The following is a 23,750-nucleotide window of genomic DNA, read 5'->3' as shown; positions in this document are numbered from 1 at the left end:
TTTGCCGATCAGAGCCCCAGCGCACTCAAGCTCGCGTGCTCGTCCGGCCGCCGCCCCAATGGCCAATGGAACAGCCGTTCGCCTTCAGAGATCGGCCGGTCGTTGATGCTCGCGTGACGCTGTGCCATGTAACCGTGCTCATTGAACTGCCAGTTCTCGTTGCCGTGCGAACGGAACCATTGGCCCGAGTCGTCGTGCCATTCGTAGACGAAGCGCACGGCGATGCGGTTTGCGTCAAACGCCCACAGCTCCTTGATGAGCCGGTAGTCCAGTTCCCTGGCCCACTTGCGCACCAGAAACGCATGCACCTGATCGCGACCCACCGGGAACTCCGCACGGTTGCGCCAGCGCGTGTCCTCCGTGTAGACCTTCACCACGCGGTCGGGGTCGCGCGAATTCCACGCGTCCTCGGCCATGCGCACCTTCTGCGCGGCGGTTTCGGCGGTGAAGGGTGGCAGCGGCGGGCGCGGCTCCATCAGTACTGCTTGTAGGGGAGAAATTTGCCCGACATCACGATGTTCACGCGGTCGCCGTTCGGGTCGGCTTGGCGCTGCATGTCCATCTTGAAATCGATCGCGCTCATGATGCCGTCGCCAAACTCTTCGTGGATGAGTTCCTTGAAGGTGGTGCCATAGACGCTGACCAGTTCGTAGAAGCGGTAGATCAGCGGATCGGTGGGCACCGAGGTGGGCAGTGAGCCCTTGTAGGGCACGACCTGCAGCCACTTCTGTTCGTCGGTGGACAGGCCGAAGATCTTGCCCAGCACCTTCGCTTGCGCCGGCGTGGCGGTCATCTGGCCCAGGCACAGCGCGGTGGTCCATTCCTTGGACTGGCCCACCTTCTTCGCCACGTCGGCCCAGCTCAGGCCCTTGGTGACTTTGGTGGTGATGATCTTTTCGGTGACGTCGAGTCGGCTCATGGGTTGCCTCTTTGTGTGTTGAAAGAAGGATGAAAGACGGTCAGTGGGCTTTTGCCCTGCTGACCAGGAAATCGACAATGTGATTGCGCAGCTCGTAGTAGCCATCGAGGTGGTGCAACAGCGCGCGTGTGCGCTCGCGCGGCAGCGGGTTCACCACCACCTCGGCCATGCCACCGGCCACGTAGCCGTTCGGGCCCTCGTTGCCGTTGCTCATGAGAAGGATGCGGTCGGCCAGCAGAATGGCTTCGTCCACGTCGTGCGTGATCATGAAGACGGTCTGCTGCGTTTCGCGCACGATGCCCATCAGCTCGTCCTGAATGGTGCCGCGCGTGAGCGCGTCGAGCGCGCCAAACGGCTCGTCGAGCAGCAGCATCTTGGGCTGGATGGCAAAGGCACGCGCAATGCCCACACGCTGCTTCATGCCGCCCGAGAGCTGACTCGGCTTCTTGTCGATGGCCGGGCTCAGGCCGACCAGCGCCACGAACTTTTCGACGTGCTGGTTGACCGCGGCACGGCCCCAGTCGGGCCAGCGCGACTTGACCGCGAAAGCGATGTTCTGCCGCACCGTGAGCCAGGGCATGAGCGCATGGCTCTGGAACACCACGCCGCGTTCCAGGCTGGGGCCGCTGATCTCGCGACCGTCCATGAAGCAGTGGCCGGACGTGGCGGTGTCCAGGCCCGCCAGCACGTTGAGGATGGTGGTCTTGCCGCAGCCGCTGTGGCCGATGATGCAGACGAACTCGCCCTTGTCGATCGCGAAGGACACATCGGCAAACACCGGTTTGTCGGCCTGGTAGGCCTTGGCGAGTTTTTCAACCTGGAGGAAGCCGGTCATCTTGTGAGCTTTCGTTGGAGCCGGTGCGGCAGGCTTCGGGGCTACCGCGCTTTCGCGGGCGCTGGTGTCACTCCACATAGGTCACCGCCTTCTGGAGCTGGGCGAACATGAGGTCGAGCAGCATGCCGACCACACCGATGAGCAGCACCGCGAAGATCACATTGGTGAGCGAGAGGTTGTTCCACTCGTTCCACACGAAGTAGCCCACCCCCGTGCCGCCGACCAGCATCTCGGCGGCCACGATCACCAGCCACGCAATGCCCATGCTGATGCGCATGCCGGTGAGGATGGTGGGCGCGGCCGCAGGCAGGATCACCTGAAAGGCTTTGCGGATCGGGTTCACCTCCAGTGTGCTGGCCACGTTGAGCCATTCCCGCTTGACCGAGGCCACACCGAACGCGGTGTTGATCAGCATGGGCCAGACCGAGCAGATGAAGATGACGAAGATGCCGCTCACGTCCGAGTCTTTCAGCGTGTAGAGCGCGAGTGGCATCCAGGCCAGCGGGCTGATGGGCTTCAAGACCTGCACGAAGGGATCAAACGCCTTGCGCATGAGCGGCGACATGCCGATGAGGAAGCCCAGAGGAATCGCCACCGCCATGGCCAGCAGGAAACCCAGACCCACGCGCGCCAGAGAATGCGCGAGCTGGATGCCGATGCCCTTGTCGTTCGGACCCTTGTCGTAGAACGGGTCGGACAGGTGCTCCCAACTGGCCTTGGCCACCTCGATGGGTGGCGGGAAACCGGTGCTCTTGGCGGCACCGGGGTCCTTGCCCATCATCTTCGCGTACTCGATCTCCTCGGCCGTCATGCCGGCCGAAGCACCGCCGATGCTCGGCCCCGTGGTCGAGAGCTGCCACGCTCCCACGAACACGAAGAAGATGAGCAGCGACACCAGCGCGGCGCGCAGGTTGAGGGTGGCCGCCTTCATGGTCAGGCCGCCTTGCTGATGGCGAAGCTCTTCAAATACTCGGCGGGCTTTGCGGCATCGAACGGCTTGCCCATGATGGTGTGCTTCGTGTAGCCCGAACCCGGCGCGAACGGCTGGCCCAGGTCCTTCATGTACTTGCGCGCATCGGTGATCAGGAACACCTTCTCGGCCACCTGCTTGTAGTCGACATCGCCCTTGATGTAGCCCCAGCGCTGCATCTGCGTGAGCATCCAAACGGCCATGCTCTGCCAGGGCATCGGGTCGAAGTCGGCGCGATCCGGCACGGTCTGGATCTTGCCCAGGCCGTCGGCGAAGCGGCCGGTGAGCACCTGCGTGAGCACGGCCTCGGGCTGGTTCAGGTACTGGCTGGGCGCGATCACCTTGGCAATGAGCTCGCGGTTCTTCGGGTCTCGCGCCATGGCGGCCGAGGTGAGCACCGCACGGTAGAGCGCCGCGAAGGTGTTGGGGTTCTTCTGGATGAACTCGGTGCTGGTGCCGAAGGCGCAGCAGGGGTGGCCGTTCCAGAGGTCTTTGGTGAGCACGTGGATGAAGCCCACTTCATCGAACACGGCGCGTTGGTTGAACGGATCGGGGCCGAGGAAGCCGTCGATGTTGCCGGCGCGCAGGTTGGCCACCATCTCGGCCGGCGGGATCACGCGCAGCTGCACGTCGGTGTCCGGGTTCAGGCCGTTCTCGGCCAGGTAGTAGCGCAGCAAAAAGTTGTGCATCGAATAATCGAACGGGATGCCGAACTTGAAGCCCTTCCAGTTCTTTGGATCGCGGTTGTCCTTGTGCTTCAGCGCCAGCGTGATCGCCTGGCCGTTGATGTTCTGCACCGTGGCCACGTTCATCGGCACGGCATTGCTGCCCAGGCCCAGGCTGATCGCCAGTGGCATGGGCGAAAGGAAGTGCGAGGCGTCGTACTCCTTGTTGATCATCTTGTCGCGCACCAGGGCCCAGCCGGCCGTCTTGGTGACTTCCACATTCAGGCCCTGCTTGCTGTAGAAGCCCAGCGGGTGCGCCATGATCAGCGGCGTGGCGCAGGTGATGGGAATGAAGCCGATCTTGAGGTTGGTCTTCTCCAGCGCGCCCTGCTTCTCCTGCGCCATGGCCTGCAGGCTGGTCACCGGCAGCACGCTGGCAATGGCGGCCATCGCCGTGCCCTTGCCCACCGCGCGCAGGAAGCGGCGACGCACTTCGTCGTGCGGGAACAGCGCCTTGACCAGCGTCGCTTCAATGAACTCGTTGCTGTAGGCCTCGAACTCGGCGGTCTCGCTGCGCTGGCGCAGCTCGATCGCCGCACCGTCGGCGGCCACTTCGGCGTGGTGGTCGGCCACGGTGTGGTCGCGCCCGCAGCTGCACTTCATCATGAGCGGACGGTCGGCGTTGTAGGGATCGAAGAATTCGGACATGGCGCACCTCGTGAGTTGAAGACGAGGTGGCATTTGCAAGCAACGGGCCAGAACCCGTGCCAGCGCGACCGTCGGGCGGCGTCCTGCCGGATTTCGTGGGACGCCTGACGACGCCGTGTAGGGCCAGCCCTACAAATCCGCGCCGTTCAGGCGGTTTTGGGCGCGCGGGCGTGGCGCTCGGCGTACAGCGCGAGCTCCACGTCGTTCTTCGCGCCGGTCTTTTCCAGGATGCGCGCGCGGTAGGTGCTCACCGTGTTGGGCGCCAGGCCCAGCTGTGCACCAATCTCGCTCACGGTGCGGCCCTGCGTGAGCAAGCGGTACACCTGGTACTCGCGGTGCGAGAGCGCTTCGGGCCCGGCCTGCGCGCCGGTGCTGCCCACGGCGGCGGCCAGCGCCTCGGCCGTGGCCTGGCTCACGAACACCGCACCACCCGCGGCCTTGCGCACCGCCGCCAGCATGTCGTCAGGGTCGGCGCTTTTGTTCAGGTAGCCGCAGGCCCCCAGGCGAATGCAGCGCACCGCGTACTGCTTCTCCGGGTAGGTGCTGAGCATCAGCACGGGCAGGCGCGGGTGCTCGCGCTTGATGGTCTGCAGCACATCGAGCCCATCGAGTCCGGGCATGGCGATATCGAGCAGCACCAGATCGAGCCCCAGGCTGCCGCCCAGTTCGCGCACCTGCGCCAGCACCTCTTCACCGGTCTGCGCTTCGGCCACCACCTGCACGTCGGGCGCGTCCGCCAGGATCTGTTTGAGCCCTTCGCGCACGATGCGGTGGTCGTCGCCGATGAGCACGCGGATGGTTTCGGCCAGAAGATCAAACGATGTGTTCATGGGTGCTCCGATCCAGGGACACCGAGGAACCGCCCTTCGACAGGCTCAGGACGGGCCTCTGGTGTCGCCCCCCGTGGGGGTGACGCCGCAGGCGGCGCGGGGGGAAGCGTCAAAGTCAAACACATTCGCGTGCCCCTTCCTGGTGCGCTGTCGATTTGTATGTCGCCGCCGAAATGCCTCGCCCGCTCGCGCATGCCCATCACGCCGTAGGCATCTGCGGCTTCAAAGGCCTGCGCTGGTGCGCCCACGCCATTGTCTTGCACCGTCAGGCGCAGCACGGTCTCCTGCACGACGATGTCCACACTCAGGCGGTCGGCACTGGCGTGGCGGCCGACGTTGCTGAGCATTTCCTGAAAGATTCGGAACACCGCCATGGCCAGCGGTTCGGGAGGGTCGGGCTCGTCGCTCACGGCCGTGCACCAATCCAGGGCCATCTCGGCCGACTGCACGAATTCCTGCGCCTGCCATTCCAGCGCAGCCCACAGGCCCTGGTGGTCCAGGATGCTGGGGCGCAGGTCGGTGATGATGCGGCCGACGTTGTCCACCGCGTTCTCGATCAGTCGGCTCATGTTCTGGCATTTGCAGCGCATGCGGTCGCGCATGTCGTGCGCGGCTTCGGCGGTTCGCTGCTCCTGTTCGGCCAGGCGCTTGTCCATCCAGTTCACGTCCATCTTGAGCGCCACCAGCAGGCTGCCCAGCTCGTCGTGCACCTCGCGGGCGATGCGAGTGCGCTCGTCCTCGCGCACGGTCTCAGACCACGCTGCCAGTTCACGCACTTGTTTCAGCGCCGTCTCCAGTGCGAGTGTGCGCTCGCGCACGCGCTCTTCCAGCTCATCCTTGGCGCGCCGCAGCGCGTCGGCGGCACGCTTGCGCTCGGTGATGTCGACAAAGGTCACCACCGCGCCACGCACCTGGCCGCCGTCCACGATCGGGTGGCTGGAGTACTCGACCGGGAACGACGTGCCATCGCGGCGCCAGAACACCTCGCTGTCGATGCGGCAGGGCAGGCCCTGGCGAAAGGCGTTGAAGATCGGGCAGTCTTCCACCGGGTAGTGCAGGCCGTCGGCATGCGAATGGTGGGTGAGCTCGTGCATGTTGCAACCCAGCAGCTCGTCGGGCACGAAGCCGATCATGCGGGCGCCGGCATGGTTGATGAAGACGCAAAGACCGTCCAGGTCCACGCCGAACACGCCTTCGCCGGTGGAGGCCAGCAACAGGCCCAGCGGGTCGCGCCACGCGTCGGTGGGGGGCGCCTCCGGGCGGCTGACGATGGCGGAAGATTCGAGCGGCATGGAACATCCCCCAAGCAACGGATGTGCCAAAGCGGTGCATCGCCCTTCGACCGACGACAATCGCGGCTCGTTCCTGCTCTCAGCCTTCCTTGCCATGGCCCTGCTCCAGCGACTGTTCAACCCGCACCTGAATGCTTCGGGTGCCAGGCGCGCGCGCGTGAAAGGCTCACCCACCGCCTTGCGGGCGGCGCAGTTGCTGCGTTCATCGCATGCGCTGGTGCAGCTCAGCGAGGCCGAGGCCCTCACGGCCATGGGCTTCATGGAGCTGCGGCGCTATGCGGAAGGCGAAGCCATCATCCGCCAGGGCGCCAGCGGCGGCACCGGTGACGACGGCTTCATGGCGCTGGTGGTCGATGGGGAAGTGACCGTGGAGGCCGACGTGGTCAGCCGCCTCGACAAGCTGACCGTGAATGTGCTGGGGCCGGGCAGCCTGATGGGCGAGATCTCGCTCATGGACGGCGCTGCCCGCTCGGCCACCTGCACCGCGAGCACCGCCGTGCAGTGCGCCGTGCTCACGCGCAAATCCCTCGAGGCCCTGATCCTCGAGGAACCCACCGCCGCCGCCAAGCTGCTCAGCGCCGTGGCCCAGCGACTGAGCGCGCGCCTGCGGCAGACCGACATAAAGCTGCACCTCTACAGCCAGCTGGTCTTTTCCATGCAGAAGGAAATCGACCGGCTGATTCCAGACTGAACGGCTTCAAGTGTTCGGGGCCGTCTTGCTGCTCCAGAGCATGGTGATGGCCAGAATGGTGAACACCACGCCCAGGGACACCGCCACCGGAATCTTGTAGATGTCGATCAACAGCATCTTGCCGCCGATGAACACCAGGATCAGCGCCAGCCCGTAGTTGAGCAGGTGGAAACGCCCGGCGGCGGCCTGCAGCAGGAAGAACATGGCGCGCAGGCCGAGGATGGCAAACACATTGCTCGTGAGCACGATGAACGGGTCCTGCGTGATGGCGAAGATGGCGGGGATGGAGTCCACCGCGAAGATCACGTCGGTCAGGCCCACGAGGCAGATCACCATGAAGAGCGGCGTGGCGATGCGCTTGCCGTTCTCGATGGTGAAAAACTTCTCGCCATCAAAGCCCTTGCTCACGGGCAGCACCTTGCGCAGCAGTTTCAGCGCGGGGTTGTCGTCCAGGCTGGACTCCTTGCCGGCGGCCCACCACATCTTGATGCCGGTGAGCACCAGGAACGCGCCGAACACATACAGCACCCAGTGGAACTCCGAGATCAGCCAGCCGCCCACCAGGATCATCACCGTGCGCAGCACGATGGCGCCCACGATGCCGATCATGAGCACGCGTTTCTGAAACTCCGCCGGCACGGCGAAGTAGGTGAAGATGAGCAGGAAGACAAAGATGTTGTCCACCGCCAGGCTCTTCTCGATGAGGTAGCCGGTGAGGAACTCCAGCGATTTCTCGTTGGCCAGCGCACTCGAACCGGTGGTGTCTTTCACCGCCCACCAGAAAAGCGCGTTGAAGACAAAGCTCAAGGCCACCCAGATGAGCGACCAGTTGAGCGCTTCCTTCACGCCCACGGCGTGGGAGCCCTGCTTCTTGAGCACGACAAAATCGACAAACAGGGCCGCGACGACGAACACGACGAAGACGACCCACAGCCACAGCGGGGCAATGCTTTCCATAAAAACCTCGGGTTGGTGTTGAACAAACACCCCAAGGTCTTGCCACCGCCACGCTTGAATGCGTGGCTGGGGGTTTCCGGCGGCCGTCAGGCTGCGTATTGACGAAAACCCCGCTCACCGAAACCCGGCATGGCGCCGGGTGGCAAGCTGACTACTCCCCTTGAAGGGAACGCCGATTGTGTGCGAGGCCGATTGACCCCGCAAGGTATCGGGAATTAGGCCGCTTCCTTGTAGAAGAAGTCCTTGCGCAGGGCACGCGGCGCGAGCGGGTTCACGCTCTTGTGAATGGCCGCGATGTGATCCGGCGTGGTGCCGCAGCAGCCGCCCACGATGTTGACCAGGCCTTCGGCGGCGAACTCGCGCAGCAGGCGGCTGGTGTCTTCGGGCGTCTCGTCAAACCCGGTGTCGCTCATGGGGTTGGGCAGGCCGGCGTTGGGGTAACAGCTGATGAAGGTGTCGCCCGCCACCTTGGACAGCTCCTGAATGTAGGGCCGCATGAGCGCGGCGCCGAGCGCGCAGTTCAAACCCACGGCCAGCGGCTGCAGGTGGCGCACGCTGGCCCAGAAGGCGCTTACCGTCTGGCCGCTGAGGATGCGCCCGGAGGCATCGGTCACGGTGCCGCTGATGATGAGCGGCAGGCGCTCGCCGGACTGCTCGAAGAACTCGTCGATGGCAAACAGCGCGGCCTTGGCATTGAGGGTGTCGAAGATCGTCTCGACCAGCAGCACGTCGGCACCACCCTCCACCAGCGCCTGCACCTGCTCCAGGTAAGCCGCGCGCAGTTGCTCGAAGGTGACGTTGCGCGCGCCGGCGTCGTTCACGTCGGGGCTGATGCTGGCGGTCTTGGGCGTGGGGCCCAGGGCGCCGGCCACGAAACGCGGCCTGTCGGGCGTGCTGAATTTGTCGCAGGCGGCGCGCGCGATGCGGGCCGATTGCAGATTCATCTCGCGCGCCAGGTGGCCCATCTCGTAGTCGTCCTGCGCGATGGTGGTGGCACCAAAGGTGTTGGTCTCGATCAGGTCGGCACCGGCGGCCAGGTAGCCTTCGTGGATGTCGCGGATCACATCGGGCCGCGTCAGGCTCAGCAGTTCGTTGTTGCCCTTCACGTCCTTGTGAAAGTCCTTGAAGCGTTCGCCCCGGTACTGCGCTTCGTCGAGCTTGAAGCGCTGGATCATGGTGCCCATGGCGCCATCGAGGACGGCGATGCGTTGCTGGAGGAACTCGGGCAGCGCCTGGGCGCGGGTGTAGGCTGGGACTTTCATGCCCGGATTGTAAGAAGCACCGTGGGTGGGCCGGGTGGCGCCAGACGGGCGGCCCTGTGAATTCCCCGACAATACCGGGCATGAAACACCTCACGCCTCAGCAGGCTTGGGCCTGGCTGCAGGCCGAGCGCGAACAACGCGTCGCCCGTGGCGAAGAGCCACCGCTGTTCGTGGACGTGCGCATGGAGATCGAATCGCTCTATGTGGGGCGCCCGCCCGGCGTGGAAAACATCCCCTGGTACGAGTACCCCGACCTCACGCCCGACCCGGCGCGATTTGCAGAGGCGGTGGCGGCAGAAGCCGGCGACAAGGAGCGCCCCGTGCTGCTCATCTGCCGCAGCGGCAAGCGCACGCTCGATGCGGGCAAGGCGCTGGAAGCCGCCGGCTTCACCGACGTGGCTCACGTGGTGCACGGTTTCGAGGGTGAGCTGAACGAATCCTTCAAGCGCTCCAGCCTCAACGGCTGGCGCTTCGACGGCCTGCCCTGGGAACAGATGTAGCCCGATGCACGAAGACACCATCGACATCGCCCCCGCGGGCGAACTGCTGGAAAACAGCCTCGGCGTGCTGCACGAGGTGTTCGGCTACGACGCCTTCCGCGGTCCGCAAGCCGAGATCGTGACGCATGTGGGTGGGGGCGGCGATGCCCTGGTGCTCATGCCCACGGGCGGCGGCAAGTCGCTGTGTTACCAGGTGCCGGCGATCGTGCGCGAGCGCGCTGGGCAAGGGCTTGCGGTGGTGGTGTCGCCGCTGATCGCGCTGATGCACGACCAGGTGGGCGCCCTGAAGGAGGCCGGCGTGGCGGCCGCCTTCCTCAACTCCAGCCTGTCCAGCGAAGACGCCCAGAAGGTCGAAAAACAGATGCTGCGCGGCGAGCTCACGCTGCTGTACGCCGCGCCCGAGCGCCTGACCACACCGCGCTTTCTGGCGTTGCTGGATTCGCTTCAGGAGCGCGGCAAGCTCAGCCTGTTCGCGATTGACGAGGCGCACTGCGTCAGCCAGTGGGGCCACGACTTCCGCCCCGAATACCGCGCGCTGGTGGTGCTGCACGAGCGCTACGCCGGCGTGCCGCGCGTGGCCCTCACCGCCACGGCCGACGACCTCACACGGGCCGACATCGTCGAGCGCCTGCAGCTGCAGCAGGCGCGCACCTTCATCAGCAGTTTCGACCGGCCCAACATCCGCTACCAGCTGGTGGAGAAGAAGGACGCCACCACGCAGTTGCTGCGCTTCATCCGCGACGAACACACGGGCCCCGACGGGCACGACGCCGGCATCATCTACTGCCAGTCGCGCCGCCGCGTGGAAGAGGTGGCCGCGATGCTGTGCGAGGCGGGGCTGAACGCGTTGCCGTACCACGCCGGCCTGGACGGCGCGGTGCGCCAGCGGCACCAGGACCGTTTTCTGCGCGAGGAAGGCGTGATCATGGTGGCCACCATCGCCTTTGGCATGGGCATCGACAAGCCCGATGTGCGCTTTGTCGCCCACCTCGACATGCCCAAGAACATCGAAGGCTACTACCAGGAAACCGGCCGCGCGGGCCGCGATGGCGAGCCCGCGAATGCCTGGATGGCCTACGGCCTGCAGGACGTCGTGAACCAGCGCCGCATGATCGACGAGAGCCCGGCGGCGGACGAGTTCAAGCAGGTGCTGCGCGGCAAGCTCGACGCGTTGCTGGGGCTGGCTGAAGCCTCGGATTGCCGTCGGGTCAGATTGCTGAAGTATTTCGGCGAAGACAGCCAGCCCTGCGGCAATTGCGACAACTGCCTGCATCCGCCGGAGCTGCACGACGCCACCGAATCGGCGCGCAAGCTGCTCTCCTGCATTTACCGTGTGCAACAAGCCAGCGGCACGGCTTTCGGTGCCGGCCACATCATGGACATCCTGCGCGGCAAGTCGACCGAGAAGATGACGCAGCACGGGCACGACAAGCTCTCCACCTTCGGCATCGGCGCCGACTGGTCGGAAACGCAGTGGCGCGCCCTGCTGCGCCAGCTGATTGCGCGTGAAGCCGTGCAGGTGCACGACGCGCCCTACAACACGCTGCACCTGGCCGATGGGGCGCGTGAAATCCTCAAAGGCCAATGCCAGGTGTGGCTGCGCACCCTGGCCGACAAGGCGCCCGGCGTGGCGCGCGGCAGCCGCCAGCGCGCATCGCGTGCCACCGTGAAGAACGACGATGGCCAGCCGCTCAGCCTGGCCGAGCGCGATTGCCTGGAGGCCCTCAAGGCCTGGCGCGCCGGCGTGGCGCGCGAGCACAACCTGCCCGCCTTCGTGATCTTTCACGACGCCACCTTGCGTGCCATCGCCACGCGCTTGCCTCGCAACCTGTCCGATCTGGACGGCGTTTCCGGCATCGGCCAGAAAAAGCGCGAAGCCTATGGCACCGAGGTGCTGCGGGTGGTGAGTGCTTTTGGTTGATGTGACAACCCCCTCGCCTGCGCCACTGTTCACCAACGGCTGACAGGGCACGCCGCCCATCGGGCGACCCCTCTTTAGGAACTGTTTCACGCTCAAGCGCGCCGTTCGTCTGTCGATGAATGGAAGGTAGCCGGGATTTCCTTCATCTCCCGGACGTCAGACAACGGAGCGCTTCATGTTTTTCAGGTTGCCATGGTTTGGCAAAACCCAGCCAGTTCACGACCAGGACACCCAGGTGCTTGAGCTCGACTTCCTGGTGGACGAATTCCACGAGGCAATGGCCGACATCAAGGACCCGCTTCGCACGCGCATCCACGCCGCTCTCATGTCCTGCGAAACACCGAAGGACCTTTGGTTCCTGCGCGGCAAGCTGTTCAACCTGATTTCAAAGCACCACTGCGAGAGCGAAGCCAACACCCGCGTGGCGCGGCTGGACCAGAAGCTGCGCTTCTTCGTGTCCAACCACCCCGACTATTCGCCAGAAGAACTCCCCAGCGGCCCAATGGCTCTGCTTCACTGAGCGGATTTGCCCGTCAGGTGAAGCCCATGTTCCGGGCTTCGCGCACTTCGGGCTTGATGCGGTGCTCGGCTTCGAGCTGGGCCATGAATTCCTCGGGCTCCAGAGCCTCCGCGAGGATTTCCACCTGGCGCTTCACGGCGGCGAAATCGCCGGGGCAGAGCTGATCGAGCTTTGCGAGTCGCGCGGCCAGTGAAGACTCCAGCCTCGATGCATCGCCACCCAGAGCTTCGACCACGAACATCGTTTCGCGCTGTGTCGCCGTGAGAGGCTTGAAACGGATCTTGAAGGTGAAGCGCCTGAGCGCCGCCTGGTCGATGCTGTCCATCAGGTTCGTGGTGCAGACGAAGATGCCGGCGAAGCGCTCCATGCCCTGCAGCATCTCGTTGACTTCCGTCACTTCGTAGGTGCGCTGTGCGCCGCGCCGGTCCTGCAGAAAGCTGTCGGCCTCGTCGAGCAGCAGCACGGCCTTCTCGGCCTCGGCCTCGCGGAACATGGCGGCCATGTGCTGCTCCGTCTCTCCCACGAACTTGCTCACCAGGTCACTGGCGCGGCGGATCATGAGCGGGCGCTCGAGCTGCTGAGCAAGGTGTTCGGCGAGTGCCGTCTTGCCCGTGCCGGGTGCGCCATGAAAGCACAGGCAGCCGTGGCCGCGCGCCTTGAGCGCGGCAATGATGCGCGGCAGCTCGTAGCGCGACTCGACGTTGAGCATGTCCAGGCTGTACTGCGTGGCGCTGGGCCGCTGCACCAGATCGGGCTTGCGACCCAGGGCAAGGTCGGCGTTCTTGAGCTGGCGTTCGATCAAGGCGTCCAGCACGGGGGCCGGGCCATCGGCCGCCTTGCTGCGGCGCCGCGTGGCGGGACGCACCGGGCTGGCAGCGAGCTGGGCGAAGCGCAGCGCGGTGCGAATCTGCGCTGGGGTAAGTCCCTTGCGCTCGGTCAGGCGCGCCACCAACGCGTCGGACACCGGCGCATTTTCCAGCGTCTTGCGCACCAGTTGCTCGCGCGCACCGGGCGGCGGGCTCTTGAGCTCCAGGTGGTAGGCAAAACGGCGGCGAAACGCCGGGTCGATCTGCTCGATGCGGTTGGTCACCCACAGCGTGGGCACGGCATTGGTTTCCAGAATCTGGTTCACCCATGCCTTGCCGCTGACGCTGCTGCTGTGCGAGGCCGCCACGTGCTCTGCACGCGCCATGATCTGGGCGGCTTCGCTGGAGATCGGCGGAAACACGTCTTCCACCTCGTCGAACAGCAGCGCCGAGTGCGCCGTGCCTTTCAGGAACACCTGAGCGATCTGCAAAGACCGGTAGCGGTCGCGGCCCGAGAGCGCGTTGCCGTCGCGGTCGGCGTACTCCACCTCGAACAGCTCCAGCCCGGCGGCTTGTGCCACCACGCGCGCCAGCTCGGTCTTGCCGGTGCCGGGCGGGCCGTACATGAGCACGTTCACACCGGGCTCCTTGCGCGCCACGGCCTCGCGCAGCAGGCCGCAGAGCAGGCGCACGTCTTCGCCCACGTAGTCGAAGTCTTTCGGCGTGAGCGCCGAGCGTGCCGCCGGGCGGGTGAACACCGCCATCAGTTCGCTCTGCGTGCGGTACTCGCGCATGAGCACCGGTGGCAGCTTTTCACTCACCTTCATGAGATCGGCCAGGTCGGTGATGTTGTGCTCGGAGATGAGGTTCTCCACCATGCCGATGCGCTCCAGCCGCGAGCCCGCGCGCAGCGCTTCGCCGACCTCGCTGGCCTTCACGCCCGCCACATCGGCGATGGCCGCGTAGGCCTCGGGTGCGTTGTTGACCTTGAACTCCACCAGGATCGAGCGCAGGTCGCGCTGGTAACGCGCCAGGGTGCCGTACAGCAGCAGCGCGCGCTCGGCGCGGTTCAGTTGCAGCAAGCCCGCCAGCGCGTCGATGTTCTTCTCCACCAGGGTCGACTGCTTCTTCAGCGCCTGGCTGAGCCACTCGCCGGTGACGGCGAGCACCGAGAGCAGATCTTTGGGCGACTCCTTGGCGTATTCATCCAGATAGAAGAACAGCGTGCCTTCCTCGTAGGGACCACGCCAGACGCCGTAGCGCTCCATGAAGCCATTGGTGGCCAGGCGGTCGTGATCGAGCCAGAGTTCGTTTTCCTTGCAGCGCCGCTGCAGGAACTCGCGCAGGCGCGAGAGCACGGTGTGAGGCCACACGAGGTGGCGGCCAGCGAGCGAGAGCAGCGTGTTGAGGTCGCGCCGCACATTGAAGCGCGGACCCTGGCGGGCGGCCAGGGTGAGAACGAAGTGCGAGCACATGAGATCGAGCACCGGCGCCTGACGCAGGCCGTGCGGCACGAACACGCGCCCTTCGCCCACGAAGGGCGAGCGCCCCTCACGTGCATCCAGCACCGAGCGGGTCGCGGCGGCCGGCGGCGGCAACGATCGCTTGTTCATTCAGACACCTCCAGAAGTCCTTCCAGTGACGCCATGCCGGACATCGCCGGACATTCGATCGGACCATAACCCAGCTTGATCAATCATGGAAGTGACTGATGCAGCGTGTTTGACGAATCTGTGGGGCTTTAACGGCAGCTCGGCGACCAGCGCGCGTTCACAATCGCGCCATGCAGCAACCAAACGACATTCAAGTGCATCCAAGCGATATCGAGGCCGCGGCCGACCGTCTGGCGGGCCAGATTCTGGACACGCCTTGTGTGGAATCCCGCACACTGTCACAGCTCACCGGCTGCCAGGTTTTCCTGAAATTCGAGAACCTCCAATACACCGCCTCGTTCAAAGAGCGCGGCGCGTGCAACAAGCTGGCGCAGCTCGACGCCGATGAACGAGCGCGCGGTGTGATCGCGATGAGCGCGGGCAACCACGCGCAGGGTGTGGCTTACCACGCCCAGCGGCTGGGACTGCGCGCGGTGATCGTCATGCCGCGCTTCACACCGGGCGTGAAGGTTGAGCGCACGCGCGGCTTCGGCGCGGAGGTGGTGTTGCATGGCGATACGCTGGAAGCAGCGCGGGCGCACGCACGCGAAATGGCCGACCAGCAGGGGCTGGTGTTCGTTCATCCCTACGACGACGCGGAAATCGTGGCCGGGCAGGGCACGGTGGCGCTCGAGATGCTGCGCGAGCAACCCGACCTGGACACGCTGGTGATCGCGGTGGGTGGCGGTGGCTTGATCTCCGGCATGGCCACCGCGGCCAAGGCGATCCGGCCCGACATTGAAATCGTGGGCGTGCAGACCGAGCGGTTCCCCGCGATGTACAACGCCATCAAAGGCACGCACCTGCCACAGGGCAGCAGCACCATCGCCGAAGGCATCGCAGTGGGCACGCCGGGCGAGATCACGCAAGCCATCATTCGCGATCTGGTCGACGACATGGTGCTGGTCGACGAGGGCGACATCGAGCAAGCCATCGTGATGCTGCTCGAGATCGAGAAGACGCTGGTGGAAGGCGCGGGCGCCGCCGGCCTGGCCGCGCTGCTCAAGCACCCCAAACGCTTCGCGGGCAAGCGCGTGGGCCTGGTGCTGTGCGGCGGCAACATCGACCCGCTGCTGCTGGCCTCGATCATCGAACGCGGCATGGTGCGCGCCGGTAGGCTCGCACGCATCCAGGTGAACGCGCGCGACGTGCCGGGCAACCTGGCGCGCATCACCGCCACCGTGGCCGACGCAGGCGCGAACATCGACGAAGTGCACCACCAGCGCGCGTTCACGTTGCTGGCGGCGCAGAACGTGGCCATTGAACTGGTGTTGCAGACACGGGGGCGTGAGCACGTGGGACAAGTCATCGCTCGCCTCCAGGAAGCCGGCTTTGAAGCCTCGCTGTTGTGAGAGATCTTCGTGCTGTCGGGTTGACGCGGCGCGCCGCGCTCTGAGATCATGCCCCGCATTTCCATCGCCCCAAGGAGGAAGCCATGAACACCAACGCCCTGTGGGACTCGCTGCAAAGCGCGCTCGGCACCCACATTCCGCAGTTGCTGGGCGCATTGGCCATCTTCATTCTGGGCTGGTTGATTGCGGTGCTGGTGCGGGCGGCAGCGCGCAAGACGCTGGGCTTCATCGGCGTGAACCACCGCTTCGGCAAACTCACCGGCACCGGTGTGGACATCGAGGGTGCAGTGGCGCTGGCGCTGTTCTGGCTGGTGATCCTGCTCACGCTGGTCGCGGTGTTCAACTCACTGAACCTGGCGCTGGTCTCGGGGCCTTTCTCGGCCTTCACCACCCAACTGTTTGAATACGCACCGCGCATGCTGGGTGGTCTGGTGCTTGCACTGGTGGGCTGGCTGGTGGCCAGCGTGGTGCGCGCGGTTTCGCAGAAGCTGCTGGACCGGACGCAGCTGGATGAGAAGCTCTCCGAACACGCCGACATGGCGCCGATCGGCCAGAGTCTTTCGGGTGCGCTCTTCTGGCTGGTGATCCTGTTGTTCGTGCCGGCGATCCTGGGTGCCCTGCAGCTCGAAGGTTTGCTGGACCCGCTGCGCGCCATGGTCACCAAGACGCTGGACATGCTGCCCAACGCCGTGGCCGCACTGATCATCGGCGGGGTAGGCTGGATCCTGGCCACCGTGCTGCGCAACCTCACCACCCACCTGAGCCACACCGCTGGCGTGGACAAACTGGGCAACCGCGCCGGCCTGGCTGAAACCGTGCGGCTCTCGCGCGTGATCGGGCTGCTGGTCTTCGTGGCAGTTTTCCTTCCTTCCCTGATTGCTGCGCTGGACGCGCTCAAGGTCGAGGCCATCTCGCGCCCGGCCACCGACATGCTGCACACCATGTTGCAGGCGGTGCCCAACCTGATTGCTGCGGCGCTCATTCTGGTGGTCACCTGGCTGGTGGCCTCCTTTGCCAGCCAGTTGCTCGCCACACTGCTGGCCACGCTGGGCTTCGATACCTTGCCCGCGCGCATCCAGATGGCGCACGCCTTCGAGCGCACCAGCGCCTCCGCAGTGGTCGGCCGCGTCGCCCTTTTCTTCGCCATGCTGTTTGCCACCGTGGAAGCCGCCGCGCAGCTCGGCTTTGCGCAAGTCAGCGACATCGTCAGCAGCTTTATCCGCTTCGGCGGCGACATCCTGCTCGGCTCGGCGATCCTGGTCATTGGCTTCTGGCTCGCCAACGTGGCCTACGAAGCCATCGACCGGGCCAGTGGCGCCGGCACCAAAGGCCTGGCGCGCATCGGGCGTTATGCCATCCTGGCGCTGGTGATCGCCATGGGCCTGCGCGCCATGGGCATTGCCGACGACATCGTCAACCTCGCCTTTGGCCTCACGCTGGGCGCGGTGGCGGTGGCGGTGGCGCTGTCGTTCGGCCTGGGTGGGCGCGAAGCGGCGGGCAAGCTTATGGACCACTGGCTCGCCCGTTTCCGTCGCGAGGAATGACATGACGACTGTGGAATCCCTTCAGGGCCTGCTGGCCGACTGGTTCGCTCCCTGGATCCAGGCCATGGGCCTGCAGGTCGAGTCGTTCTCCGATGGCGAAGTCACGCTGCGGCTGCCGCAGAACGACCAGCTTTCGCGCGTGGGCGGCATGCTGTGCGGCCAGGCCATGATGTCGGCCGCCGACACCGCCATGGTGCTGGCGATCGTGACCCAGCTCGGCAACCAGCGACCCATGACAACGGTACAGCTCAACACCAGCTTCCTCAAGCCTCTGTCCGGCCAGGACGCGCGCATCACCGCGCGCGTGGTGCGCGCTGGCAAGAACCTGGTGTTCGGCGAGATCGACATCACCGGTGCGAACGATGGCAAGAGCGTGTGCCGGGCAAGCACCACCTACGCGTTGCTCTGACGCGGCTTCCCTTAAAATCCTCGAAGTTTTGAACCCACCGACGGAGAACACGATGTCCAGCCACGACCACCAAACCCCCAGCGAAGCATCCCAGGATCTGGTGGAGTCCATCGTTCCCTACATGCCCGTCGTGCTGCCGGTCGCAGGCGCCGTGCTCATGTTCCTGCTGGCCTTCATCGCCATCTACATGGCCTGAACGCTTCGTCAGCGCCCTGTTGAAAGGCCGGAATCCCGCCAGGGACTCCGGCTTTTTTCATGGGTGGGCGCCGGAAAACCGGTCATCCAGCCCCGCAAACCGTTTAATGCATCACGTTATGCGGGTTTTGCATGTAACTACTTGGTAACCATCCGGGCACTTTCATAAAATTGCCCCATTGGCCGACACGCTGATCAAGACCGGGTTCACAAGCCCGTTTTTTTGTCTCTTTCGCTGCATGCGCCACCCGCACCGCAGCCAGGCGCCGACCGCAGATTTTTGCCCCGGGATTCCCGAGACAGCCGCCCCGTCACCGCCCGTGACGTCTGCGGCTGTCGGTGTCTTGGAGGCTCGCCGCTTTACAAACTTCTGGAGCCCATCCATGAATTCTCCCGTGATGCAGGGCCTGGCCCTCAACACCCCCTCCCATGTGAAGAACGCGCGACTGGTCGCCTGGGTGGCCGACATGGCCGCACTGTGCCAGCCTGACCACATCGTCTGGTGCGATGGCAGCGACGAGGAATACGCGCGCCTGTGCCAGCAGCTGGTGGACGCCGGCACCATGAAGCGGCTCAACCCGGTCAAGCGACCCAACAGTTTCCTGGCCTGCTCCGACCCGTCGGATGTGGCCCGTGTGGAAGACCGCACTTTCATCTGCTCGGAAAAGCAGGAAGACGCCGGCCCCACGAACAACTGGAAAGCGCCCGCCGAGATGCGTGCCACCCTGCAACCGCTGTTTGAAGGCTGCATGCGCGGGCGCACGATGTATGTGATTCCCTTCAGCATGGGCCCGCTGGGCAGCCCCATTGCCCACATTGGCGTCGAGCTCTCCGACAGCGCCTATGTGGCGGTGAACATGAAGCTCATGACCCGCATGGGCAAGGCCGTGTTCGACGTGCTGGGCACCGATGGCGAGTTTGTGCCTTGCGTGCACACCGTGGGCGCTCCCCTGGCAGAGGGCGAGAAGGACCAGAACGCCTGGCCGTGCAACCCCACCACCAAGTACATCGTTCACTACCCCGAAACGCGTGAGATCTGGAGCTACGGCTCGGGCTACGGCGGCAATGCACTGCTGGGCAAGAAATGTTTCGCGCTGCGCATCGCCTCCACCATGGGCAAGCAGCAGGGCTGGCTGGCCGAACACATGCTCATTCTGGGCGTGACCAACCCGGAGGGCCGCAAGTACCACGTGGCCGCCGCCTTCCCCAGTGCCTGCGGCAAGACCAACTTCGCCATGCTGATCCCGCCCAAGGGCTTCGAGGGCTGGAAGGTCACCACCATCGGTGACGACATCGCCTGGATCAAGCCGCATGCCGATGGCCGCCTGTACGCCATCAACCCGGAAGCCGGTTACTTCGGCGTGGCGCCGGGCACGAACTCGCTGACCAACCCCAACTGCATGGCCAGCCTGGACCGCGACGTGATCTTCACCAACGTCGCACTCACCGACGACGGTGACGTGTGGTGGGAAGGCATGAGCGAAGCGCCGGCCCACGCGATCGACTGGCAGGGCAAGGACTGGACGCCACAGATCGCGAAGGAAACCGGCGCCAAGGCCGCGCACCCGAACGCCCGCTTTACCGTGGCCGCCACCAACAACCCCGCGCTCGACCCGGCCTGGGACGATCCGGCCGGCGTGCCGATCGACGCCTTCATCTTCGGCGGCCGTCGCTCCACCACCGTGCCGCTGGTGACCGAGGCCCGCAACTGGACCGAAGGCGTCTACATGGCCGCCACCATGGGCTCCGAAACCACCGCCGCCGCCTTCGGCGCTCAGGGGGTGGTGCGCCGCGACCCGTTCGCCATGCTGCCGTTCACCGGCTACAACATGAGCGACTACTTCCAGCACTGGCTCGACCTGGGCCAGAAGCTGGCGAGCCAGGGCGCCAAGCTGCCCGGCATCTTCTGCGTGAACTGGTTCCGCAAGGACGAAGCCGGCAAGTTCGTCTGGCCGGGCTTCGGTGAAAACATGCGCGTGCTCAAGTGGATGATCGATCGCCTGGAAGGCCGCGCGCAACAAGGCACCGAACATGCCTTCGGCGTGAGCCCGCGCTACGAAGACATCCAGTGGAATGGCCTGGAATTCTCCGCCGAGCAGTACCGCACCGTGACCCACATCGACCGCGCAGCCTGGGCCAAGGAGATGGAACTGCACGGCGAGCTGTTCACCCAGCTCGCGCACCACCTGCCACAGGAACTGCAGGACACCAAGGCACAGATCGAGAAGCGCCTGGCGGCCTGAAACCCCTCGCCCCAAGAAAAAAGCCACCGCACGCGGTGGCTTTTTTCTTGGGGCGGGGTGTTATTAAGCTGATGGCCCAAGAACGCAAAAAATCCTTTAACAACAACGAATTAGCGCATTCACGGTACGGCCTACTAGGCTCCCGGACGGGAAAATTGCATACGTCGCGGTTCGAATGAGACTCCCCGCGTTCGGAGGGCAGCAACCCATCTCTTCCCAGCGCAACACGCTGGGTTTCGCAGTTGCTCGAGCCCACACAGGGCCCTGCTCAACGCACCTACGGGGTGGCCTCCAGCGCCTGCAGTAGCGCCTCGTTTGTGCTGGACCGCGCGCGCAGGACTTTCACGACCTCGGCAATTTGCTCCTGCTTCTGTGTCAGGCCAACGGCCAGCGCATAGAGCTCATAGTGCGCGTAGTACTGCGGGTCATGCCCGCCAATCCGCATAGCGGCCTCGAAGGAGGCCACCGCCTCCTGAGGCTGTTTGAGCAGGACGTAGAGCCTTCCAAGTTCGGAGAACGCAAGGTCAAACTTCGGGTCCCACTCGGTGCAGTTTCGCATCGCTCTTTTGCAAAGTTCGAGCGAGCGTTTGTCTTCGATGTAGCTGATGCCCAAGCCCCACCAAGCCTCGGCGCCTGCAGTCGTTGCGCTCGGCAGAAAGTTTGCCAAGACTTCGATAGCGTCCGCCTCCCAATAACAACGAGAAAAGCTGCACCCCAGCGCATGGAGGTAGTCCATGTCCGGGTTCGCCGACCGGTATGGCCTGGCCAGTGCCTCCTGCACCCCCTTCTCGGTAGACAGGCGCTGCACCTGCGGCAAGGCACGGGAAGGCCGCAGGTCTTGCTCATCCACGGACCCGGAATCCTCGAGTGCGTACGACTTCTGATACGCCTCGCGGGCTCCAGAAACATCCCCGCTGTACAGGAGAGCATCGCCCAGGTGGAAGAAAAACTCATCCTCCGGCCAAATCGTGTCTAGGCCACGCTCTTTCAGAGCAAGCGCTGTGCTGAAAGCTGTCACCGCATCAGCAGGCCTACCGACGGCGAGCAAGTTCGTGCCCAGTTCCGCCCAATCTGATGCGGACTGGCTCACATTGGGTTTGAACTCACCAGAATCTTGAAACGCGGAAAATTGCAAGGGTACCTCCTGGGGAGCAAAAAGACGGCCCGTACGGCGCCGAGCTCTCCCGTCGTTTCCATCTTAGGGCCACCCCAAGAAATCGACCGCCAACCCTCTCACCGATTCGCACGCCCCCCCCTCCTTCCGGCGGGACTAAGGGTCACCGGCACTTGTGTCCGTTGCGACGTGCCTTGGGCGTCAAGCCAGTAAGGCCAAGAGCTTTGCTTGCTGCCAACACACGACTATTGCGCTTTGCCGGTACACGAGTATTGTGCTTTGCCATCACAAGACTATTGTGCTCTGCATGCAAGCGACTACTCGGGCTCCAGCTCGCTTTCCAAGTCGCGAAGCCGCTCGAAGTCTGCGACTGCGTTCTCTACCTGAACACGCAGGGACGGTTCAAAGGTGACAGGCCTTTGGTCCGCTGCAAGAAATCTGGCTTGAATCTGAATGTCACCAGACACCTTGGGAAAGAGGGCGAGCGCATGGGGACAGGTCAGGCTTTCCCCCGGGAGGAGCTTGTCAATTCTCCATACTGCAGTATTTCTGCCCCCCACAACCTCCATGGGAAGCTCCTTCCGCATCGCCGTTCGCCGCTGTTGCTCGGACAAGTTCAACCCGACAAACAGGTCGTTGGCGCTTGGGCGTGGCTCAAGTTCAAAGTCCTGCAACACTGAAACTTCCTCGCCAGCTAAAAATGCAACTACCTCCAATTTGCAGTGTGTTAATGCTACACACGAAGCGTTGTGAAGCTCAATCCGGGTCAAAGCTGCGCCGTCTTTTTGTTGGATGAAAGTGGCGAGCTCTCTCCAATACTCGGAGTTGCAGATTCCCAAGGATATTGAGAAGGAAGAGTGGCGTGATTTCAGCAATGGCAAACTGGAGATGTCTCCGAAATCCCATGCCGTTCTGGCTGGACCGTACTCGCCTCCAAGAGGCTTGCCGCACACATCCAGGAGCCTCAAAGAGACCTCACTGCTCGAATGACGGCCCAGGTCAGAGTCGCGCATATTCGCGATTTCGAAGGGGTCAGCCTCTGCTGTCGAGCTCCCGCGCCTTACGTAGACCACGTTCGAATGCACTCGTCCATATGATTTTTCGACGTAGAACGGACGCTTCTGCTTCGGAATTGAAATAACTCCGACGGCCTTCCCTTCGTATTCGAACTCCTCGTAACTGAAATCCAACTTGGGCTTCACCTTGCTCCCAATAAACTGCTGGAGCTGAGCGTCATCTAGGTGCACATCAAGCCCGACCACCTCTGCGGGGCTCGGGGCTCGGTCCTGAAATCCAATCAAGATATAGGCAGGGCCGTCTCCCTGTCGCCATGAATTCGCCATTGCAAGAACGTCTTTCAACAGCTCAGACTTCTTGTCCTCCTCCTTTGAGAGAAGCTGGTATTGGGCTCGCTTGAAATCGATTCCGGGGCCCTCGGATTCGTATCGCAAACGGTCGAGCACATCTTTCTGAATCATCAGGCACCCTTGTGCTGCTGGAACCCTTGCCAAACCATCTTGGCAACCATCCGCTGCATCGCACCAAAGATGCGCTCGTCCTTGAGCAGTTGCTCTGCAATCTGGTTGTGAGCGTCCTGAGCCTCGATGACGATGTCGGTGAAGGCGTCCTTGAAGTCGCCCATCGCGAACTGCTCCTCGCTGTTGTTGCGAGCCTGAGCGGCCAGGCGCTCGTCGTTTGCCAGGTGCCCCTGCCAGGTGGTGACGGCGCCGAGGAAGTCTGCTTCGGTGATGTGCCCTGAGAACAGGTCGTTCATCTTTGAGACGATTTCGCGCAAAGCCTTCTTTTCATCCTCCGGGGCTGCGCCCGTGCCAGCCTCACCCAGGCCGGGTAGCTTGACCACCTCGGCCGCTTCGAGGTCGAGCTTCTGTTCGGCCACCTGTTGATTTCCACGCAAAGCTGACCCACCATTTCCATCGAATCTTGACCCACCCTGGTTCGTGAGCTTCACGCTCACGTTGTGGATAAGTTCTTGGCTGTCTTCTCCTTTCTGGTGGTCTGTGGTGGTTGCTGTGCGGAGCTGTTCTTGAATCGGTAGCTGTCGTTGCCGGTTTCCAGAATATGGCAGTGATGCGTGAGTCGGTCCAGCAGTGCCGTGGTCATCTTGGCATCCCCGAACACACTGGCCCACTCGCTGAAGCTCAGGTTGGTGGTGATCACGACGCTGGTGCGCTCGTAGAGTTTGGACAGCAGGTGGAACAGCAAGGCGCCTCCTGATGCACTGAACGGCAGGTAGCCCAACTCGTCCAGAATCACCAGATCCACATATGCAAGCCGGTGGGCCATCTGCCCTGTCTTGCCTTGGGCCTTCTCTTCTTCCAGCGCATTGACCAACTCTACCGTGGAG

General features: G+C 64.1%; 23 protein-coding genes. 9 read left to right on the top strand and 14 right to left on the bottom strand.

The genetic code is table 11. The annotated features are described in order from the left end of the window. Positions 1–8 precede the first annotated feature (8 nt). The 7 genes from CAP37_RS20385 to CAP37_RS20355 all read right to left on the bottom strand — a co-directional run bounded on the left by CAP37_RS20385 (position 9) and on the right by CAP37_RS20355 (position 6,219). On the bottom strand, positions 9–476 hold the full coding sequence (locus tag CAP37_RS20385; protein ID WP_179190306.1) for a nuclear transport factor 2 family protein: 468 nt from the start codon (positions 474–476) through the stop codon (positions 9–11). After that, the gene (gene cynS / locus CAP37_RS20380) at positions 476–919 is read right to left on the bottom strand and encodes a cyanase (protein WP_086126549.1); all 444 of its coding nucleotides are present in this window, start codon (positions 917–919) and stop codon (positions 476–478) included. The genes CAP37_RS20385 and cynS overlap by 1 nt, the downstream gene beginning before the upstream one ends. Before the next feature lie 40 nt (positions 920–959). Continuing rightward, positions 960–1,832, bottom strand: a complete 873-nt coding sequence (locus CAP37_RS20375) for an ABC transporter ATP-binding protein (RefSeq protein ID WP_086126546.1) — start codon at positions 1,830–1,832, stop codon at positions 960–962. Beyond that, the gene (ntrB, locus tag CAP37_RS20370) at positions 1,822–2,685 is read right to left on the bottom strand and encodes a nitrate ABC transporter permease (protein WP_086126544.1); all 864 of its coding nucleotides are present in this window, start codon (positions 2,683–2,685) and stop codon (positions 1,822–1,824) included. Before ntrB ends, CAP37_RS20375 begins: the two co-directional genes overlap by 11 nt. A gap of 2 nt (positions 2,686–2,687) precedes the next feature. Next, on the bottom strand, positions 2,688–4,097 hold the full coding sequence (locus CAP37_RS20365; protein WP_086126541.1) for a CmpA/NrtA family ABC transporter substrate-binding protein: 1,410 nt from the start codon (positions 4,095–4,097) through the stop codon (positions 2,688–2,690). Between the two features lie 146 nt (positions 4,098–4,243). After that, a complete protein-coding gene (locus tag CAP37_RS20360) occupies positions 4,244–4,927 on the bottom strand; it encodes a response regulator transcription factor (protein ID WP_086126539.1) in 684 nt (227 codons plus the stop codon). Beyond that, entirely contained in the window at positions 4,924–6,219 is a 1,296-nt protein-coding gene (locus tag CAP37_RS20355) for a PAS domain S-box protein (RefSeq protein WP_086127167.1), read from the bottom strand. The genes CAP37_RS20360 and CAP37_RS20355 overlap by 4 nt, the downstream gene beginning before the upstream one ends. 94 nt (positions 6,220–6,313) lie before the next feature. On the opposite strand from CAP37_RS20355, the gene CAP37_RS20350 reads away from it, so the two are divergent. Beyond that, positions 6,314–6,910 carry a cyclic nucleotide-binding domain-containing protein gene (locus CAP37_RS20350; RefSeq protein ID WP_179190305.1) on the top strand — a complete coding sequence of 199 codons (597 nt, stop codon included), beginning with the start codon at positions 6,314–6,316 and terminating at the stop codon, positions 6,908–6,910. Positions 6,911–6,916: 6 nt separating this feature from the next. Here the strand turns inward: CAP37_RS20350 and CAP37_RS20345 are convergent, their stop codons facing one another. Continuing rightward, a complete protein-coding gene (locus CAP37_RS20345) occupies positions 6,917–7,867 on the bottom strand; it encodes a TerC family protein (RefSeq protein WP_086126537.1) in 951 nt (316 codons plus the stop codon). Between the two features lie 215 nt (positions 7,868–8,082). Then, a complete protein-coding gene (locus tag CAP37_RS20340; protein ID WP_086126536.1) occupies positions 8,083–9,129 on the bottom strand; it encodes a homocysteine S-methyltransferase family protein in 1,047 nt (348 codons plus the stop codon). Between the two features lie 80 nt (positions 9,130–9,209). Here CAP37_RS20340 and CAP37_RS20335 point away from each other — a divergent pair, with 80 nt between their 5' ends. The 3 genes from CAP37_RS20335 to CAP37_RS20325 all read left to right on the top strand — a co-directional run bounded on the left by CAP37_RS20335 (position 9,210) and on the right by CAP37_RS20325 (position 12,070). Beyond that, positions 9,210–9,629, top strand: a complete 420-nt coding sequence (locus tag CAP37_RS20335) for a rhodanese-like domain-containing protein (protein ID WP_086126535.1) — start codon at positions 9,210–9,212, stop codon at positions 9,627–9,629. 4 nt (positions 9,630–9,633) lie between these two features. After that, positions 9,634–11,550: a DNA helicase RecQ gene (recQ, locus tag CAP37_RS20330; RefSeq protein WP_086126534.1), complete on the top strand. Its 1,917-nt coding sequence runs from the start codon at positions 9,634–9,636 to the stop codon at positions 11,548–11,550. A 235-nt stretch (positions 11,551–11,785) separates the two neighbouring features. Continuing rightward, complete coding sequence (locus CAP37_RS20325) at positions 11,786–12,070, top strand: hypothetical protein (RefSeq protein ID WP_179190304.1); 285 nt, start codon at positions 11,786–11,788, stop codon at positions 12,068–12,070. A gap of 13 nt (positions 12,071–12,083) precedes the next feature. Here CAP37_RS20325 and CAP37_RS20320 read toward each other — a convergent pair whose 3' ends face one another. Next, positions 12,084–14,351 carry an ATP-binding protein gene (locus tag CAP37_RS20320; protein WP_373271109.1) on the bottom strand — a complete coding sequence of 756 codons (2,268 nt, stop codon included), beginning with the start codon at positions 14,349–14,351 and terminating at the stop codon, positions 12,084–12,086. A gap of 308 nt (positions 14,352–14,659) precedes the next feature. On the opposite strand from CAP37_RS20320, the gene CAP37_RS20315 reads away from it, so the two are divergent. The 5 genes from CAP37_RS20315 (at position 14,660) to CAP37_RS20300 (ending at position 20,271) form a co-directional block, all read left to right on the top strand. Beyond that, entirely contained in the window at positions 14,660–15,880 is a 1,221-nt protein-coding gene (locus CAP37_RS20315; RefSeq protein ID WP_086126531.1) for a threonine ammonia-lyase, read from the top strand. A gap of 83 nt (positions 15,881–15,963) precedes the next feature. Next, a complete protein-coding gene (locus CAP37_RS20310) occupies positions 15,964–17,424 on the top strand; it encodes a mechanosensitive ion channel (RefSeq protein ID WP_086126530.1) in 1,461 nt (486 codons plus the stop codon). A gap of 1 nt (position 17,425) precedes the next feature. After that, positions 17,426–17,833, top strand: coding sequence for a PaaI family thioesterase (locus CAP37_RS20305; protein WP_086126529.1), 408 nt, complete (start codon positions 17,426–17,428; stop codon positions 17,831–17,833). Positions 17,834–17,885: 52 nt separating this feature from the next. Further along, positions 17,886–18,029, top strand: a complete 144-nt coding sequence (locus CAP37_RS21785; protein ID WP_179190303.1) for a hypothetical protein — start codon at positions 17,886–17,888, stop codon at positions 18,027–18,029. A gap of 382 nt (positions 18,030–18,411) precedes the next feature. Further along, positions 18,412–20,271 carry a phosphoenolpyruvate carboxykinase (GTP) gene (locus CAP37_RS20300; RefSeq protein WP_086126528.1) on the top strand — a complete coding sequence of 620 codons (1,860 nt, stop codon included), beginning with the start codon at positions 18,412–18,414 and terminating at the stop codon, positions 20,269–20,271. 277 nt (positions 20,272–20,548) lie between these two features. Here the strand turns inward: CAP37_RS20300 and CAP37_RS20295 are convergent, their stop codons facing one another. From CAP37_RS20295 to CAP37_RS20280, 4 genes are all read right to left on the bottom strand, one after another. Then, a complete protein-coding gene (locus CAP37_RS20295) occupies positions 20,549–21,406 on the bottom strand; it encodes a lipopolysaccharide assembly protein LapB (RefSeq protein ID WP_086126527.1) in 858 nt (285 codons plus the stop codon). A gap of 296 nt (positions 21,407–21,702) precedes the next feature. After that, positions 21,703–22,863 (bottom strand): helix-turn-helix domain-containing protein, encoded by a 1,161-nt coding sequence (locus CAP37_RS20290; RefSeq protein ID WP_086126526.1) that lies wholly within the window; start codon positions 22,861–22,863, stop codon positions 21,703–21,705. Then, complete coding sequence (locus CAP37_RS20285) at positions 22,863–23,282, bottom strand: hypothetical protein (protein ID WP_086126525.1); 420 nt, start codon at positions 23,280–23,282, stop codon at positions 22,863–22,865. The genes CAP37_RS20290 and CAP37_RS20285 overlap by 1 nt, the downstream gene beginning before the upstream one ends. 74 nt (positions 23,283–23,356) lie before the next feature. Further along, positions 23,357–23,750, bottom strand: a 394-nt coding sequence (locus CAP37_RS20280; RefSeq protein ID WP_179190302.1) for an ATP-binding protein, incomplete at its 5' end; no start/stop codon positions are given.

Source organism: Hydrogenophaga sp. IBVHS1 (genome assembly GCF_002127265.1).
In the GTDB taxonomy this organism is placed as follows: Bacteria; Pseudomonadota; Gammaproteobacteria; order Burkholderiales; family Burkholderiaceae_C; genus Hydrogenophaga.
The sequence above is the reverse complement of the archived record's forward strand: the minus strand, read 5'-3'. Positions and strand labels throughout refer to the sequence as shown.